The 12,444-nt window shown below is 68.2% G+C and carries 13 protein-coding genes; 5 read left to right on the plus strand and 8 right to left on the minus strand.

All coding sequences use genetic code 11. The features are described 5' to 3' along the window. Positions 1 to 6 precede the first annotated feature (6 nt). From RM50_RS06665 to RM50_RS06685, 5 genes are all read right to left on the minus strand, one after another. Positions 7 to 999 (minus strand): alpha/beta hydrolase, encoded by a 993-nt coding sequence (locus RM50_RS06665; protein ID WP_240471900.1) that lies wholly within the window; start codon positions 997 to 999, stop codon positions 7 to 9. A gap of 90 nt (positions 1,000 to 1,089) precedes the next feature. Further along, positions 1,090 to 1,956, minus strand: a complete 867-nt coding sequence (locus RM50_RS06670; protein WP_043451093.1) for an HNH endonuclease — start codon at positions 1,954 to 1,956, stop codon at positions 1,090 to 1,092. Positions 1,957 to 2,007: 51 nt separating this feature from the next. Beyond that, positions 2,008 to 2,202: a hypothetical protein gene (locus RM50_RS06675; protein ID WP_043451095.1), complete on the minus strand. Its 195-nt coding sequence runs from the start codon at positions 2,200 to 2,202 to the stop codon at positions 2,008 to 2,010. Then, positions 2,199 to 2,729 (minus strand): hypothetical protein, encoded by a 531-nt coding sequence (locus tag RM50_RS06680; RefSeq protein WP_043451097.1) that lies wholly within the window; start codon positions 2,727 to 2,729, stop codon positions 2,199 to 2,201. The genes RM50_RS06675 and RM50_RS06680 overlap by 4 nt, the downstream gene beginning before the upstream one ends. Positions 2,730 to 2,797: 68 nt before the next feature. Continuing rightward, entirely contained in the window at positions 2,798 to 3,643 is an 846-nt protein-coding gene (locus RM50_RS06685) for a universal stress protein (RefSeq protein WP_043451098.1), read from the minus strand. Positions 3,644 to 3,745: 102 nt separating this feature from the next. On the opposite strand from RM50_RS06685, the gene RM50_RS06690 reads away from it, so the two are divergent. After that, complete coding sequence (locus RM50_RS06690) at positions 3,746 to 5,203, plus strand: DUF5129 domain-containing protein (RefSeq protein WP_043451100.1); 1,458 nt, start codon at positions 3,746 to 3,748, stop codon at positions 5,201 to 5,203. 50 nt (positions 5,204 to 5,253) lie between these two features. Here the strand turns inward: RM50_RS06690 and RM50_RS06695 are convergent, their stop codons facing one another. Next, positions 5,254 to 5,526: a YegP family protein gene (locus RM50_RS06695; protein WP_043451101.1), complete on the minus strand. Its 273-nt coding sequence runs from the start codon at positions 5,524 to 5,526 to the stop codon at positions 5,254 to 5,256. Between the two features lie 292 nt (positions 5,527 to 5,818). Here RM50_RS06695 and RM50_RS06700 point away from each other — a divergent pair, with 292 nt between their 5' ends. Continuing rightward, positions 5,819 to 6,193 carry a hypothetical protein gene (locus RM50_RS06700; protein ID WP_052260010.1) on the plus strand — a complete coding sequence of 125 codons (375 nt, stop codon included), beginning with the start codon at positions 5,819 to 5,821 and terminating at the stop codon, positions 6,191 to 6,193. 43 nt (positions 6,194 to 6,236) lie between these two features. Here the strand turns inward: RM50_RS06700 and RM50_RS06705 are convergent, their stop codons facing one another. Together RM50_RS06705 and RM50_RS21065 are read right to left on the minus strand one after the other, a co-directional pair. Next, the gene (locus RM50_RS06705; RefSeq protein WP_043451164.1) at positions 6,237 to 6,707 is read right to left on the minus strand and encodes a GyrI-like domain-containing protein; all 471 of its coding nucleotides are present in this window, start codon (positions 6,705 to 6,707) and stop codon (positions 6,237 to 6,239) included. Between the two features lie 61 nt (positions 6,708 to 6,768). Next, a complete protein-coding gene (locus RM50_RS21065) occupies positions 6,769 to 7,221 on the minus strand; it encodes a DUF5655 domain-containing protein (RefSeq protein ID WP_240471901.1) in 453 nt (150 codons plus the stop codon). Positions 7,222 to 7,426: 205 nt separating this feature from the next. Between RM50_RS21065 and RM50_RS06715 the strand changes: the two genes are divergently transcribed. The 3 genes from RM50_RS06715 to RM50_RS06725 are packed head-to-tail and all read left to right on the plus strand — an operon-like array spanning position 7,427 to position 12,442. Next, complete coding sequence (locus RM50_RS06715) at positions 7,427 to 9,382, plus strand: heavy metal translocating P-type ATPase (RefSeq protein ID WP_043451103.1); 1,956 nt, start codon at positions 7,427 to 7,429, stop codon at positions 9,380 to 9,382. A 46-nt stretch (positions 9,383 to 9,428) separates the two neighbouring features. Continuing rightward, the gene (locus RM50_RS06720; RefSeq protein WP_043451166.1) at positions 9,429 to 9,890 is read left to right on the plus strand and encodes a universal stress protein; all 462 of its coding nucleotides are present in this window, start codon (positions 9,429 to 9,431) and stop codon (positions 9,888 to 9,890) included. After that, positions 9,887 to 12,442: a cation-translocating P-type ATPase gene (locus RM50_RS06725; protein WP_043451104.1), complete on the plus strand. Its 2,556-nt coding sequence runs from the start codon at positions 9,887 to 9,889 to the stop codon at positions 12,440 to 12,442. The genes RM50_RS06720 and RM50_RS06725 overlap by 4 nt, the downstream gene beginning before the upstream one ends. Positions 12,443 to 12,444 lie beyond the last annotated feature (2 nt).

Here is a 12,444-nt window from a genome sequence, read left to right on the forward strand (position 1 = left end):
CTTGTGTCAGGCCACGCCGCGGACAAAGGCGTGCAGGCGCCGGTACACTTCCTGGGATTCCGGATAGTGGTAATCCTGTTGCCAGGTGTGCTCGGTGTTCGCGCTGTCCCAGGGGTAGATCAGGGCATCCACGGGAACGTCGTGCTGCCGAAGCCGGTCCATGAAATTCAGGTTCGCCTGGTAGAAGTAGTCCCGCTCCGAGGTGGTGACGAACACAGGCGGGTGGCTCCCGTCCAGCCATTCGATGGGGGACAGGAACGCTGCGGCCTCCATCAGGCGCGCACCTGCCCTGTGTGCCGTGGGCAGCCTCCTGCCGCCTGCCGGAGGCAGCTCTGTTGCCGCCGGACCCGTCGCGTTGGCGGCGGCCGGCACGAGCATGCGGACGAAGTTGAGGCTGAGGACAAAGCCTGCTTCGAAGAAGACCGAGAAATCCACCACGCTGCAGTGCTGCACCAGCCCTTTCAGGTGCGCCGCGGCAACGGCCGGCTTCAGGGAGTAGTGCGCCGCCAGTTCCGGGCGCAGGGTTGCGGCGGTCAGCAGGGCGGCAATCTGGCCGCCGGCCGAGTCGCCTCCCAATACCAGGCGGCCGGGATCCCCGCCGTAATCCGTGATGTTGGCTGCAACCCAGGCCAGGGCGGCGTTGGCATCCTCAAGCACGTGTCCCATGTGGAACCTGGGTGCCTGCCGGTAGTTGACGTTGACCACCACCATCCCGCCCAGCACCTGGTTGGCGCAGTACTTGGTGAGCGCCGCCTTGTCCCCGGACGTCCAGCCGCCGCCGTGGAAATAGACGTAGACCGGAAGCAGGCCGCCAGGTGCGGGTGGCACCCCCAGCGGCGCAAGCACATCGAGGCGGTGGGAGCGGAGCCCGTCCCCGGCATAGTCGACGTCGTGTGTGTAGGAGATGGTGATGATGGGGTCTGCATTGAAGCGTGCCTGTTCGCGGGCGCTGACCGAGCGCATCAGGAGCCGCCACGTCCACACAGGGACGCGGCGCATAACACTTCGGGCTCTCCGTGCAAAGGGCAGCGCCCCGGGGGAACGTGCGGCCAACGTCATCCCTGCAATTTTACCGCCGGCACCTGGATCCTACGCCGGTCCGCGAAGGATCCGACGGGCATCTTCCTGCGCCTGGAGGGCGGCGTCGCTGACCACTCCGCCGCTGATATGGCCGCTGCCGGAGATCATGCTCCGGAGTTCGGCCAGGGTCCGCGGCGGATGGGTGCCGTGGGCCACGGTGTGGCAGTTCCGGCAGAGCGGTATGAGGTCGGCTATCGGGTCGAGCTGGTAACCGCTGTCAAGCATCGCCGGCGGAACGACGTGGTGTACGGCGATGGCGTCCGCAGCTTGCCCGCCGTAGGCGGATTCGAACATGAACCCGCACGCGGCGCAGGACGTGCCGTGGAAGGCCAGGCAGGCCCGGCGCGCATCGCCGTCCCGCTCCCACCGGTTCACCAGGACAGCGCTGGTGGCCTCCGGCGGCAACGTGCCGGGTGCCACTTCGGCAGGATCCGCCGCCGACGGCCCGTAGTCCCGCCACATCCGGCGCAGGACAGGTTCGTACGACGGCGGCACGGTCACCAGGGGCGGGCCGCCCGCCCCAACCCAACCGCCGTCCGGAATTGCCGCGTCAAGGATGCCCGGACGGATCTGCTCACCGAGCGGGAGCAGGGAGTCGAAGACCACCGCCACGAACCACTCCAAGGCACCCGGGCCGCCCCCGGCGCCGGCCTGGTACGGAACGGAGGAAATCCAACCGTGGCCAATGAGTCCGCTCGCTGCATCATTGGTGCCCTGCAGCAGGAGCCAGGCCTCAGTTCCGGGTTCGAGGTCGGGGCAGGAGGCGAGGCGCCAGCGCTCCAGGAACCTGCCCGAGGCCGCCAACTGTCCAACCAGCGCCGGGTAGTTCCACTGAAGCAGCCTGTCGGCGGAGCAGCGGAGAATTACCGCAGCCATTGCACGCCGGACCCTGCCACCCGCCGTCGACCCCTACGCCCACGCAACGGGCTAGATCGGTTCCTTGGCCAGGGCCTTGGTCCTGGCAGGTGTCTCGCGCCCCAAGCGTTCATCGAGGGTGACGCGGAGCCTGGCCGCGGCGACCTGCACACGGTGCTCGGCAGGGGTGGTCTTTTTCCTGGCCGGTTTGGCTGCGGCGCTACGGGGAGCGTGGACATAACCGTGGTCGGGCGACGTGGCGCTCATGGTCCAACCTCCTTGGTACTGTCGTTCTCCGTCGTTCCATTCTCGCCCAACTTCCCGCCGTCGTCCACGAACCCGCTCTCCTGTCCGGGGTCAGTCCCGGGTTCAAGCTCGTCGCCGTTCTCTTCGCCGCCGACGCTCTTCCAGGCGATATCGAACAGCTCGAGCTCCTCCCTTCGGGCCAGTTCGCTCCGCGCCAGCACCTCCAACGTGGCCAGCCCGAGCGCCTTTGTCCCTTCGTCCGGATCCAGCGCCCGGTCCAACGCCCACTGGGTCCGGCGCCACCACTCCGCCCGGCTGTCCGCCCCGGTCTTCTGCTGCAGGGCGTTGGCGTCCGCTTCGCGCTTCTGGTCCAGCGCGGTCTTGTCGGCCGCGGTGCGTTGCTTGAGCGTACGCCAGTTGATGTAGAAGGCCAGCAACGCGGCGATGAGAACGGCCAGCGGTCCCAGCCCGGCGAGGATGACCCACCAGTCCGCCGGCCCCGAATGGACGACGACGTCCAGCGGGCCGGGGGAGGGAACAGGGGTCACGGTCCCAGCTTAGGCGGAGATCCCGCCGGCCGTGCGGAGGACACCCTTGCCGGAGCCGGCACTGGTCATCAGCCATGGCGCGAGACGAGGACCGGTCCAGGGGCGCGGTGCAGGACCGCGTGGGCGGTTGAACCGATGGTCTCCCTCAGGATTCCGCTGCCCTGGGAACCCACCACCACAATCCGGGCCCCGCCGGCAGCGCCGAGGATGCCGTGCGGGACGGAATGGTCCCGGACCAGCGTGCCGTGGACGGGAACGGACGGTGCCAGGGAAGCTGCGTGGGCCAGGGCGGCATTGAGGACTTGTTCCGGATCAGGTCCAGGCCCGCGTGCAGCGCGGAAGTGGCCAGACGGTTCGTGGTGGACGTGAACCACCTTCAGGGGAGCCTGCCAGGCAACGGCGAGGCCACAGGCATCCGCCAGTGCGGAGGGGGAGCCCGCGGAGTCGACGGCGGCCAGGACCGGTCCCTGCGGGTGGGCGTCCTGCCGGATCACGGCGACGGGGCACGCTGCAGCTGCAGCCAGTTCCAGGCTCACGGAGCCCACCAGAAGGCCGAGGAAGCCGCCCAGGCCGCGGCTTCCCACGACCAGCAGGTGTTCCCCGGCCGACATGTCCACCAGAAGCTGCGCGGGCAGCCCGTGAACCAGGCTGCTCCTGATCCCGACACCTTGTACCTCCGCCACCGCCTGCGCCACCCCCTCGTCGAGGACGGCCTGGGCGGACTGCTCCAACCCGCTGCCCGAGACGCCGGGAACCGGACCAAGGTGCCTTGTCAGCAGCGGCCACAGGGAACAGTGCACTACCTGCAGGGGGCGCTTTGCGGCCCATGCATACCGCGCCGCCCAGCGGACGGCCGCCGCGGCCTCAGCCGAGCCGTCGTAACCGGCAACAACAGACCCTGGGTCCCGCGTCAACCTGCCACGCTCCTGCCTGGAACAGCTGTCACCAGCGGGACCTTAGCCCCTTTGGCGGGCCCGCTTCCTGGTTCCATCCTGATTGTAGGCAACGGGAGGGACATGGTCAGCGTGGCAGGACGGATTGCGGTGGTGCTGCTTACCCTGGCTGCCTTTCTCGTGGGCAGCGGGGGTGCCGCCAGCGCCGTGGCTCCTTCAGCCGTGGTGGTGGAGGACACGGCAGGGGTGCTGGACCAAAAAACGCTGCTCCCCGCCGTCGAACGCATCCAGTTCTACGAGCCCACGAAGGTTGCAGTCTTCACGTATAACGGAAAGGCCGCGGACAACCTCAATGAGGAGGTCCTCAGGTTCGCCCGGTCCAGGCACCCCGAATGGATCAGCGCGGACGGACAAAAGTGGGCCGACGGCCTGTTTATTTTCGCGCTCGACCCCGTGGGACGCCACGTGGGCACGTACATGGGCGAGGACCGGAAAGTATCGCTGGAGCAGCGCAGCGACATCCAGGACGCCACAAAGGAACTGTTCCGTGACGCACAGTGGACTGACGGCACGGTGGCTGGAATCCGCCGTGCCGCGGAACTCATCAACCAGCCCTGGTACCGCTCAACCGCGTTCCTGGTAACAGCATGGGTAACCGGTGGTCTCGCCGCGCTGGGGGCAGCGGCATGGCTGATCGTGCGTGCCGTGACCAGGGGAGCATGCCGAAGGCAGATTGATCGCGGAGACCGCAGTTACTCCAACGTCAGCATGGATCTGGACGTCACAGAGCTGAATGCGTCCACCATTCCCGGTTCCTCGCGCTACGGCAGCCAGGTGCTCGAGAAGCACCGCACCTTCATGGAGCGCTATGCCGCTGCCACGGAACTGTCCAACCGGGTTCACACGCTCGGGAAACGGTCGCTGAGCAGCAGGAAAAGCCTCAAGCTTGCCCGGCAGTTCGCGGAGAGTGCCGCCGAGCTGGATGCCCTGGATGACGTCATCGCCGACAGCAATGCCCTGCTGAACCGGGCCGGCACCTGGCCCACTGCCTGGGACCGGCAACTCGCACCGTTCCGCAAGGACCTGGCAGGGCTGGAGCAGCTTCTTGCCAAGCGCCACGGCCAGGGGGATTCGGCCACGGCCACCGCCCTGCGGTCCTTCCGCGATGAAAGCCTCCGGGAGGTTGAACGGTGGACGGCGGAACTTGCTGAGGGGCGGATCAGTCCGGAAACAGCGCTCGACAGGCTCTACGAAGCGCGCTCGCGGCTTTCGGAACTGTTGGAGAACCATGCGGAGACGGTGATCCAGGGCTTCGCCAGGAACGAGCGTGAGGCCGCCATGATGCGTGAGCAGATGGAGACGGCCCATGGCGGCCTGGACCACCACCGGCAGCGGATTTACGAACCGAGCATCCTGGGCACGGTGTACCCGTCCTACATGTTCTTCTCGGTGGCCACCTTCAACTCCGGCTTCAATACCGGGGTCAGCAGCGTCAACTCCGCCAGGGGCGGCGGCAGCACCACAGGGTATGGCGGCAGTGGCGGGAGCTTCTCGGGCTCCGGGAGTTCCTCGGGCTTCTAGAACCGGGGCACCGGCGTGGTCCCGTGAGGCGGGGCCGGCCCGGTACCTGCTCAGGCTGCGCCCAGGGAGCCCAACACGCGTACGCCGCGCCGCGCAGCGTGGCGCGCCTGGTGCGGGCAGGCACGGACAATTTCCGGTGCCGGCAGCACCACGTCCCGGATCAGGCCGGTCCCGGCACATTCCCGGACCTCTTCTATGGCAGCGGCCGCCGCCCGTTTGTCGGTGAACTGGCCGGAAACCGCCAGCACGTGGCCGTCCGGCATCACCATCCGGAACCGGATCCGGGACTCTTCATCAACAAACAGTTCGAACGTACCTGCCATATGCTTTGTTCTCCTCAAGCGTCATGCCGCCGTGTCCGGCGTCGTCATTGACGCCGGGGCGGGCTGGCCGACTCCCGGCCCAGCAAAACCGGGACGCACACCCCAGCCCCGGTGCGACTTCCGGCCCCACCAACCCTCTCAAAGGACCATGCCGTGTTATAGGGACCAAAGTCCCTGATCCCGGTCGCGGAAGATGCCAGCGGGCCATGCCGTGACAAACGGCCCTGCCGCATCCATCCGGCCCTTGGAAGACTGGGGAGCTGAAAGCGTACGGATTTACCCGGAGGAAGACATGACACAGGAACGCCCGCAATCCGGCCCTGCCGGTGGCACCGGCAGCCCAGGCGGGGAGGAACGGCTGGGCGTTGAGCTGGAGGACGCGGCCTCCCGCACATGGTGGGCGCGCATCCTCTACACCCTCGGCTCGCAGTACGGGCGGACACAGCTCCGGTTCGTGGCCAGGGCCAGCGACGGCCGCCGTCTCTACGTGAGCGACACCTTTCCCGGTCCGCCACTCAACGCGACGCCGCCCGAGGAAGCCTGGGCTCCAGGGCTGCAGGCGAGCCTTCACCAGCTGTGCCAGGACATTACCCGGGATGGCTGGTCCGAAACGGGCCGGGGCGCGCAGCCCTGGGATCTTACCTTCAGCCGGCGAAAGGCCCCGTAAGCCAGCCCATCAGGTCGCTGAGGGAATGCCAGGGGCCGGGATCCTAGGCGACCGGCCAGACCACGCGCGTCTGCCAGGTTGCGGGATCGGGCTGCTTCAGCGGGTCGGACAGGTAGTACTCCCACATGTCGCTGCCGGGAGTAGCGCCTTCGGCCCGCATGTGTTCCCTGATGGCGTCGTACGTGGTCCCGAGCTGGTCGTAAGGCCCGGTGTGGATGGCTTCGAAGGCGTCGGTGTCAGGAAGCATCCCGCTGGTCACCCCGCCGGTTCCATGGAAGCTCCCCTGGATGGGAAACCCTGCTTCCACATCCACCGACGCTCCCGGCATGCCGTGGTACAGCGCGAAGGGCGGTCCGGCCGGGATGGCACCCTGCGCCTGGACGGCGGCCATCACGGCACCGAAGGCACGGTCGAAGAAGCCCGTCAGGGAGTCCATGGGGACGCGTTCCCGGACCACCGCCACGGGTTGTTCGGTGATGTGGACCCTGTGCGGCTGCTGGCCATTGTCATTCATGCCACCAGCCTTGCCTTTCCACTGGAAGGCTGACAGTGCCATAGGACTCTAGGGCAGTGTCTCAGCCCGCGGCCCCGTACGCTTCGCGCATCCAATTGCGGACCTCGGCATCCAGTTGCCCGCTGTCAGTGAGTTCCAGATGGTGGATCCACATGCCAGGTGCCGGGTTCGCCACCTGTTTGAAACGGGGCGACTCCACGTTGCGTGGCAGCGCGAGGGAAAGGACGAGTGGAACGGCGGACTTCACATACATCCCGGGGCGCCATAAGTAGGCGTAACCCCGCCGCCGGCGGAAGGAAACCTGGCTCTTGCTGACGCGCACCTCGTGCGGGCCAAGTTCGGCCGCCATCCGCTCCGCCATGTGGTAGAGCTCAAACGCTGCCGGTGCTCCGTCGAAGAACCGCTCCAGGGTCCAGGGTTGCGAGGCCGGCACGTCTGCCTGAGCGCTGCCGCTGCCCGCCGGGGAATCAGAATCGGCAGGACCGGCGGTGTCGTAGGGGGAAACGGAATTCATCCGGCGCTCCTGGTCTGGCTGGTCGGGCGTTCCTGCCTTCACCATGCCAGCGGCAGAGGCGCCGGGGCAGGGTCGAAGGTCATGCCCGCGGCGGGCAGCAGGTACAGGCCGGGGGCCCAAATGCCCTAGCCCGGCAGGCTGCCCCCCCGCTATGTTCGGCCTTATGTGGCACAACACTTACCGGCGGCTGCGGAAAGGGGGCTGAATGAGGAGGCCCACTTCCCTGCCTGCCGGGATCGGTGAAAGCCCGGGCAGCGCTGATGACGGGAGCGCACCAAAAGCGCCACTGGCTAAGGTGTGGGACGTCCTCAGGCGGTATCCCGGCGTCGCCCTCACCTGCCTGGCGTTGGCGCTCACGCTGGTGCTGCTGCAGGCGGGGCTGGACCTGCAGGTCCGTATCCTGGCTTCCGGCTATGCCGCCGTGATCGTGCTGGTCCGCGCCGCGGGCATGGTCCGGTCGTTGCGTGCCGGGCGGTGGGGAATCGACCTCCTGGCCCTGATGGCAATCGTCAGTACCGTCGCCGTGGGCGAGTATCTTGCGGCGCTGGTGGTCATCCTGATGCTCACCGGCGGAGAGGCGCTGGAGGACTTCGCGCAGGGGCGCGCCGCCCGGGAACTGCGCTCCCTCCTGGACCGGGCACCCCGCTTCGCCCACCGGGAAGGCCCCGGGGCTGCGCTGGAGGAGGTACCGATCGGCGACGTTGTTCCCGGGGACGTCCTGGTGGTCCGGCCCTCCGAGCTGGTACCGGTCGACGGCGAACTCCTGTCCGACTCGGCGGTTCTCGATGAGTCATCGCTGACCGGGGAAAGCCTGCCGGTGGAGCGCAGCAGGGGGGAAGGGCTGCTCAGCGGCTCGGTCAACGGGGAGGCCGCCATTCGCGTGCGGGCAGCAGCCACCGCTGCCGACTCCCAGTACAGCCGCATCATCGCCCTGGTCGAAGAGGCTTCCAACAGCCGCGCCCCCGTGGTCCGGCTCGCCGACCGCTACGCCGTGCCGTTCACCCTGCTCGCGTTGCTGATGGCGGCGACGGGGTGGTTCCTCTCGGGAGAGGCACTGCGCTTCGCGCAGGTCCTGGTGGTTGCCACGCCCTGCCCGCTCCTGATCGCCGCACCAGTGGCGTTCCTGGCGGGGACCAGCCAAGCCGCGCACAAGGGCATCATCATCAAGAACACCCGCACCCTTGAGCAGCTGGCAAAGGCCAGGACAGCCGTCTTTGACAAGACAGGAACCCTGACCTCGGGCCGGCCCGTCCTGGACGAACTCCGGGTGGCGCCAGGACTGGGTCTCGCCCTGGGCGCGGACAGGATCCTCCAACTGGCGGCCTCCGCCGAACAATATTCCTCCCACGTGCTGGCAGCTTCCGTGATCCAGGCCGCCACAGCCGCCGGCCTTGATCTCCTGCCCGTCCAGCACGCAACGGAAAGTGCCACGAAAGGGGTGGAGGCCCAGTGCGGGGGTCACCGGGTGGTGGTGGGCAAAGCCGGCCTGGTGGGAAGTCTGTCGACGGGTTTCCAGGAGGCTGTCCTGCGCGCCGGCCAACTGGCGGTCTACGTGGGGGTGGACGGCGAATATGCCGGCGCCCTGGTCATGAAAGACCCGTTGCGCCACGACGCGGTGGACACGCTTGCCCGGCTTCACGCCCTGGGCGTCAGGCACACCATGCTGCTGACCGGCGACGTCCATGCCACGGCCGCGCACATTGCCAGGGAAGCCGGAATCGGCAGGATCCAGGCGGAATGCCTCCCCGAAGACAAGGTCACCACCGTTGCCGCCCTGAAGGAACGGCCCGTCCTGATGGTAGGCGACGGCGTCAACGACGCTCCCGTGCTGGCAGCGGCCGACGTGGGGATTGCGATGGGTGCCAAGGGTGCCACGGCGGCCAGTGAATCAGCGGACGTGGTGGTCATGCTCGATGACCTGTCCAAGGTTGCCCTCGCCGTGGCCATTGGAAAGCGGACGGTGTCCGTGGCCCTGGTGAGCATCTGGACGGGAATAGGACTCAGCATTGTCCTGATGGCCATCGCCATGACGGGATACATCCCGGCCGTGACCGGTGCCCTCCTGCAGGAGCTGGTGGATCTCGCCACGATCCTTAATGGCCTGCGGGCGCTGCACGGTGCCGGGCGCCAACGTGCGGTGCGGCAGCTGCAGCCGGCATGACTTTTGGCCCTTCCCAGCCCAGAGCCCAGCCGGGAACGTAGTGTCCATGAACGCAGAAACAGGGGCAAAGCCCGTCATCGTCGGCGTCGACGGCTCTGAATACTCCTCCGCCGCCCTCCGGTATGCGGGGACGCTGGCCTCCCGGCTGGGCACCCGGCTCGAGGTCATCTCCTGCGTCGGGATGCCGGACTACCTGGTCATGTCCCGCCTCGAAGGGGCTGACCGCCAGTTCACCGCAAGGCTCGAGGACGCCGCAGGCCGCCTGGTGGAGGATGCCCTCGGCCGGGCATTTTCCGGGGAGCGGCCGGAGAACATCGATGTCAGCATCAAGTTCGGGCCGCCGGCGAAGGTGCTGGTGGACGAGAGCCGCCGCGCACAAATGCTGGTGGTGGGACGGCACGGTGAGGGCGGCCTGCTGAAATCGTCCATGGGCTCGGTCAGCAAGGCATGCGCCGCGCATTCCGCCTGCCCGGTGCTCCTGGTGGGGCAGGAGGCGGACCCTGTGTGAGGACCGCGGAGGGCCTGAGTTCTGACCGGGCCGCCCAACTCCTGAAGGAGGCGGGCCCCAACCAGCTTCCAGCGGAAAAGCCGGTCCCGCAGTGGCGCAAGCTCTGGGGGGAGATGACGCATTTCTTCGCGCTCATGCTGTGGTGCGCCGCCGCGCTCGCCTTCATCGCGGACATGCCGCAACTGGCCGTGGCGATCATCGTCGTCGTCATTGTCAACGGGGTGTTCGCCCATATCCAGCAGGAACGTGCCCAGCATGCGGCAGCCAGGCTCCGCGGCCTGCTGCCGGCCGATGTGGTGGTGCGGCGGGACGGGACGGCGCGGAAGGTCCACGCCAGTGCACTGGTGGCCGGCGATGTGGTGCTGCTCTCCGCCGGCGACCGCGTCCCCGCGGACCTGGCACTGCTCTCCGCGTCGGGCTGCGCCGTGGATGAGTCCATGTTGACGGGCGAAAGCGTCCCGGTGCCCAAGGCGGCGGGGGATGCGGCGTGGGGCGGCACGTTCCTGGTCAACGGCTATGCGGAGGCGACGGTGTCCGCCACCGGCGCCGCGACGCGGCTTGCCGGCATCGCCGCGCTCACCAGCGGGGCTATCCCTCCGCCCACCCCGCTTGCCCAGGAACTGCGCCGCATCGTGCGGATTACCGCCGGGATGGCCTTAGGCATCGCAGCAGTCTTCTTCCTGGCATCCCTGCTGGTGGGATTCCAATGGCGCGATTCATTCCTCTTCTCGATCGGTGTGGCCGTGGCACTGGTTCCCGAGGGCCTGCTGCCCACGGTGACCCTCTCCCTGGCCATGGGCGCCCAACGCATGGCCGCCCGCAACGGACTGGTGCGGAACCTTGAAGCCGTGGAAACCCTCGGATCCACCACCTTCATCTGCACGGACAAGACGGGAACCCTGACGCAGAACCGGATGAACGCCGTCGAGGTCTTCACCACGGAAGGATCCGTCCAGGTCACGGGCGAAGGTTATGCCCCTTCCGCGGAGATCCAGGGTGCGGGCGTCGAAAGGGCAGCTGCTGCCGCGCTCGCAGCCCGGACGGCGTCGCAGGGGCGGGCGGAACTGCATGACGGCCAGTGGCGCGCGCAGGGCGACCCGATGGAAGCGGCCCTGGACGTGCTGGCCCGCCGGCTGACGGGCACGGAGGCCGGGGCCGCACCGTCACGCAGGCTGCCCTTTGATCCGGTGCGGCGCAGGGAGTCGGCCATCGTGGGGGCGGACCTGTTGTGCAAGGGTGCCCCGGAAACCGTGCTGCCCGTGTGCGGATCGGTGCCAGGACCGGTCAAGGAACAGGTGGAGGTGATGGCATCACGTGGCCTGCGGGTCATCGCGGTGGCCCGCCGCCGGCTGGACGGAGTGCCCGGTACGTGGCTGTCGAGCCCCGCGTCCGAGCTGGAAACAGACATGGAGCTGCTGGGCCTGGTCGGGTTGCAGGACCCGCCCAGGCCGGACGTGGGAGAGGTGATCCGCACGGCCCGGCAGGCCGGCGTGAAGATCGCCATGATTACCGGTGACCACCCTGCCACGGCCGGTGCCATTGCCCGCCAGATCGGCCTGACCGGTACACCGGAATACGTCCTGGAGGGGGCGGACCTTCCTGACGACGAACAGCTGCTCGGCGCGCTCCTGGACCGTGACGGCGTGGTGGTCAGCAGGGTCTCCCCGGAGCAGAAGCTCCGGGTGGCCAAGGCGCTGCAGTCCCGCGGGCACGTGGTGGCCATGACGGGCGACGGCGTCAACGACGGTCCCGCCCTGCGCGAGGCTGACATTGGGGTGGCAATGGGCCTGAGCGGGACCGACGTGGCGCGTGAAGCCGCGGACCTGGTCCTCCTCGACGACCATTTCGGCACCATCGTGGCTGCCATTGAACAGGGCCGCGCCACCTACGCCAACATCCACCGGTTCCTCACCTACCACCTCACCGACAACGTGGCCGAACTGACCCCCTTCGTGATCTGGGCGCTCTCCGGCGGGATGTTTCCGCTGGCCCTGGGGGTGCTGCAGATCCTTGCCCTGGACATCGGCACCGACCTGCTGCCGGCACTGGCACTTGGCGCGGAACCGCCGGGCGAACGCGTGCTGGCGCGTCCGCCGGAGCGGCGCCACCTCATGGACCGCCAACTGATAATCCGGGTATTCTGCATCCTCGGTCCGGTGGAAGCAGCCATGGAAATGGCCGTCTTCTCCGCGGTCCTGGCCGACGGCGGCTGGACCCGCGGCCAGGTTCCACCGGCCGGACTGCTGATGTCCGCCTCCGGTGCCGCCTTTACCGCCGTCGTCCTTGGCCAGCTTTCAAATGCCTTTGCCTGCCGCAGCGCCACGGTTCCACCGTGGAAGCTGGGCTGGGTGACCAACCGGCTCCTGGTATGGGCCGTGCTGGCCGAACTGGCAGTCCTGGCCGTGTGCCTGTACGTGCCCTACCTCGCAAGCCTGCTGGGACAGGCACCGCCGGGACCCATGGGCTTCCTGCTGGCCGCCCTGGCAGTCCCCGCCGTCCTGGCCGCTGACTGGATCCACAAGTCGGTCCGCGGCCGGCTGCGGCGGAGCTAGGA

The organism is Pseudarthrobacter phenanthrenivorans, from assembly GCF_000813845.1.
GTDB classification, from domain to species: Bacteria; Actinomycetota; Actinomycetes; order Actinomycetales; family Micrococcaceae; genus Arthrobacter; species Arthrobacter phenanthrenivorans_B.

What these genes read in the sequence shown, in the direction of transcription:
- RM50_RS06665 (WP_240471900.1), bottom strand. Translation starts at nt 999, where the DNA reads ATGCGCCGCGTCCCTGTGTGGACGTGGCGGCTCCTGATGCGCTCGGTC.
- RM50_RS06670 (WP_043451093.1), bottom strand. Translation starts at nt 1,956, where the DNA reads ATGGCTGCGGTAATTCTCCGCTGCTCCGCCGACAGGCTGCTTCAGTGG.
- RM50_RS06675 (WP_043451095.1), bottom strand. Translation starts at nt 2,202, where the DNA reads ATGAGCGCCACGTCGCCCGACCACGGTTATGTCCACGCTCCCCGTAGC.
- RM50_RS06690 (WP_043451100.1), top strand. Translation starts at nt 3,746, where the DNA reads ATGGTCAGCGTGGCAGGACGGATTGCGGTGGTGCTGCTTACCCTGGCT.
- RM50_RS06695 (WP_043451101.1), bottom strand. Translation starts at nt 5,526, where the DNA reads ATGGCAGGTACGTTCGAACTGTTTGTTGATGAAGAGTCCCGGATCCGG.
- RM50_RS06700 (WP_052260010.1), top strand. Translation starts at nt 5,819, where the DNA reads ATGACACAGGAACGCCCGCAATCCGGCCCTGCCGGTGGCACCGGCAGC.
- RM50_RS06705 (WP_043451164.1), bottom strand. Translation starts at nt 6,707, where the DNA reads ATGAATGACAATGGCCAGCAGCCGCACAGGGTCCACATCACCGAACAA.
- RM50_RS21065 (WP_240471901.1), bottom strand. Translation starts at nt 7,221, where the DNA reads ATGAATTCCGTTTCCCCCTACGACACCGCCGGTCCTGCCGATTCTGAT.
- RM50_RS06715 (WP_043451103.1), top strand. Translation starts at nt 7,427, where the DNA reads ATGAGGAGGCCCACTTCCCTGCCTGCCGGGATCGGTGAAAGCCCGGGC.
- RM50_RS06720 (WP_043451166.1), top strand. Translation starts at nt 9,429, where the DNA reads ATGAACGCAGAAACAGGGGCAAAGCCCGTCATCGTCGGCGTCGACGGC.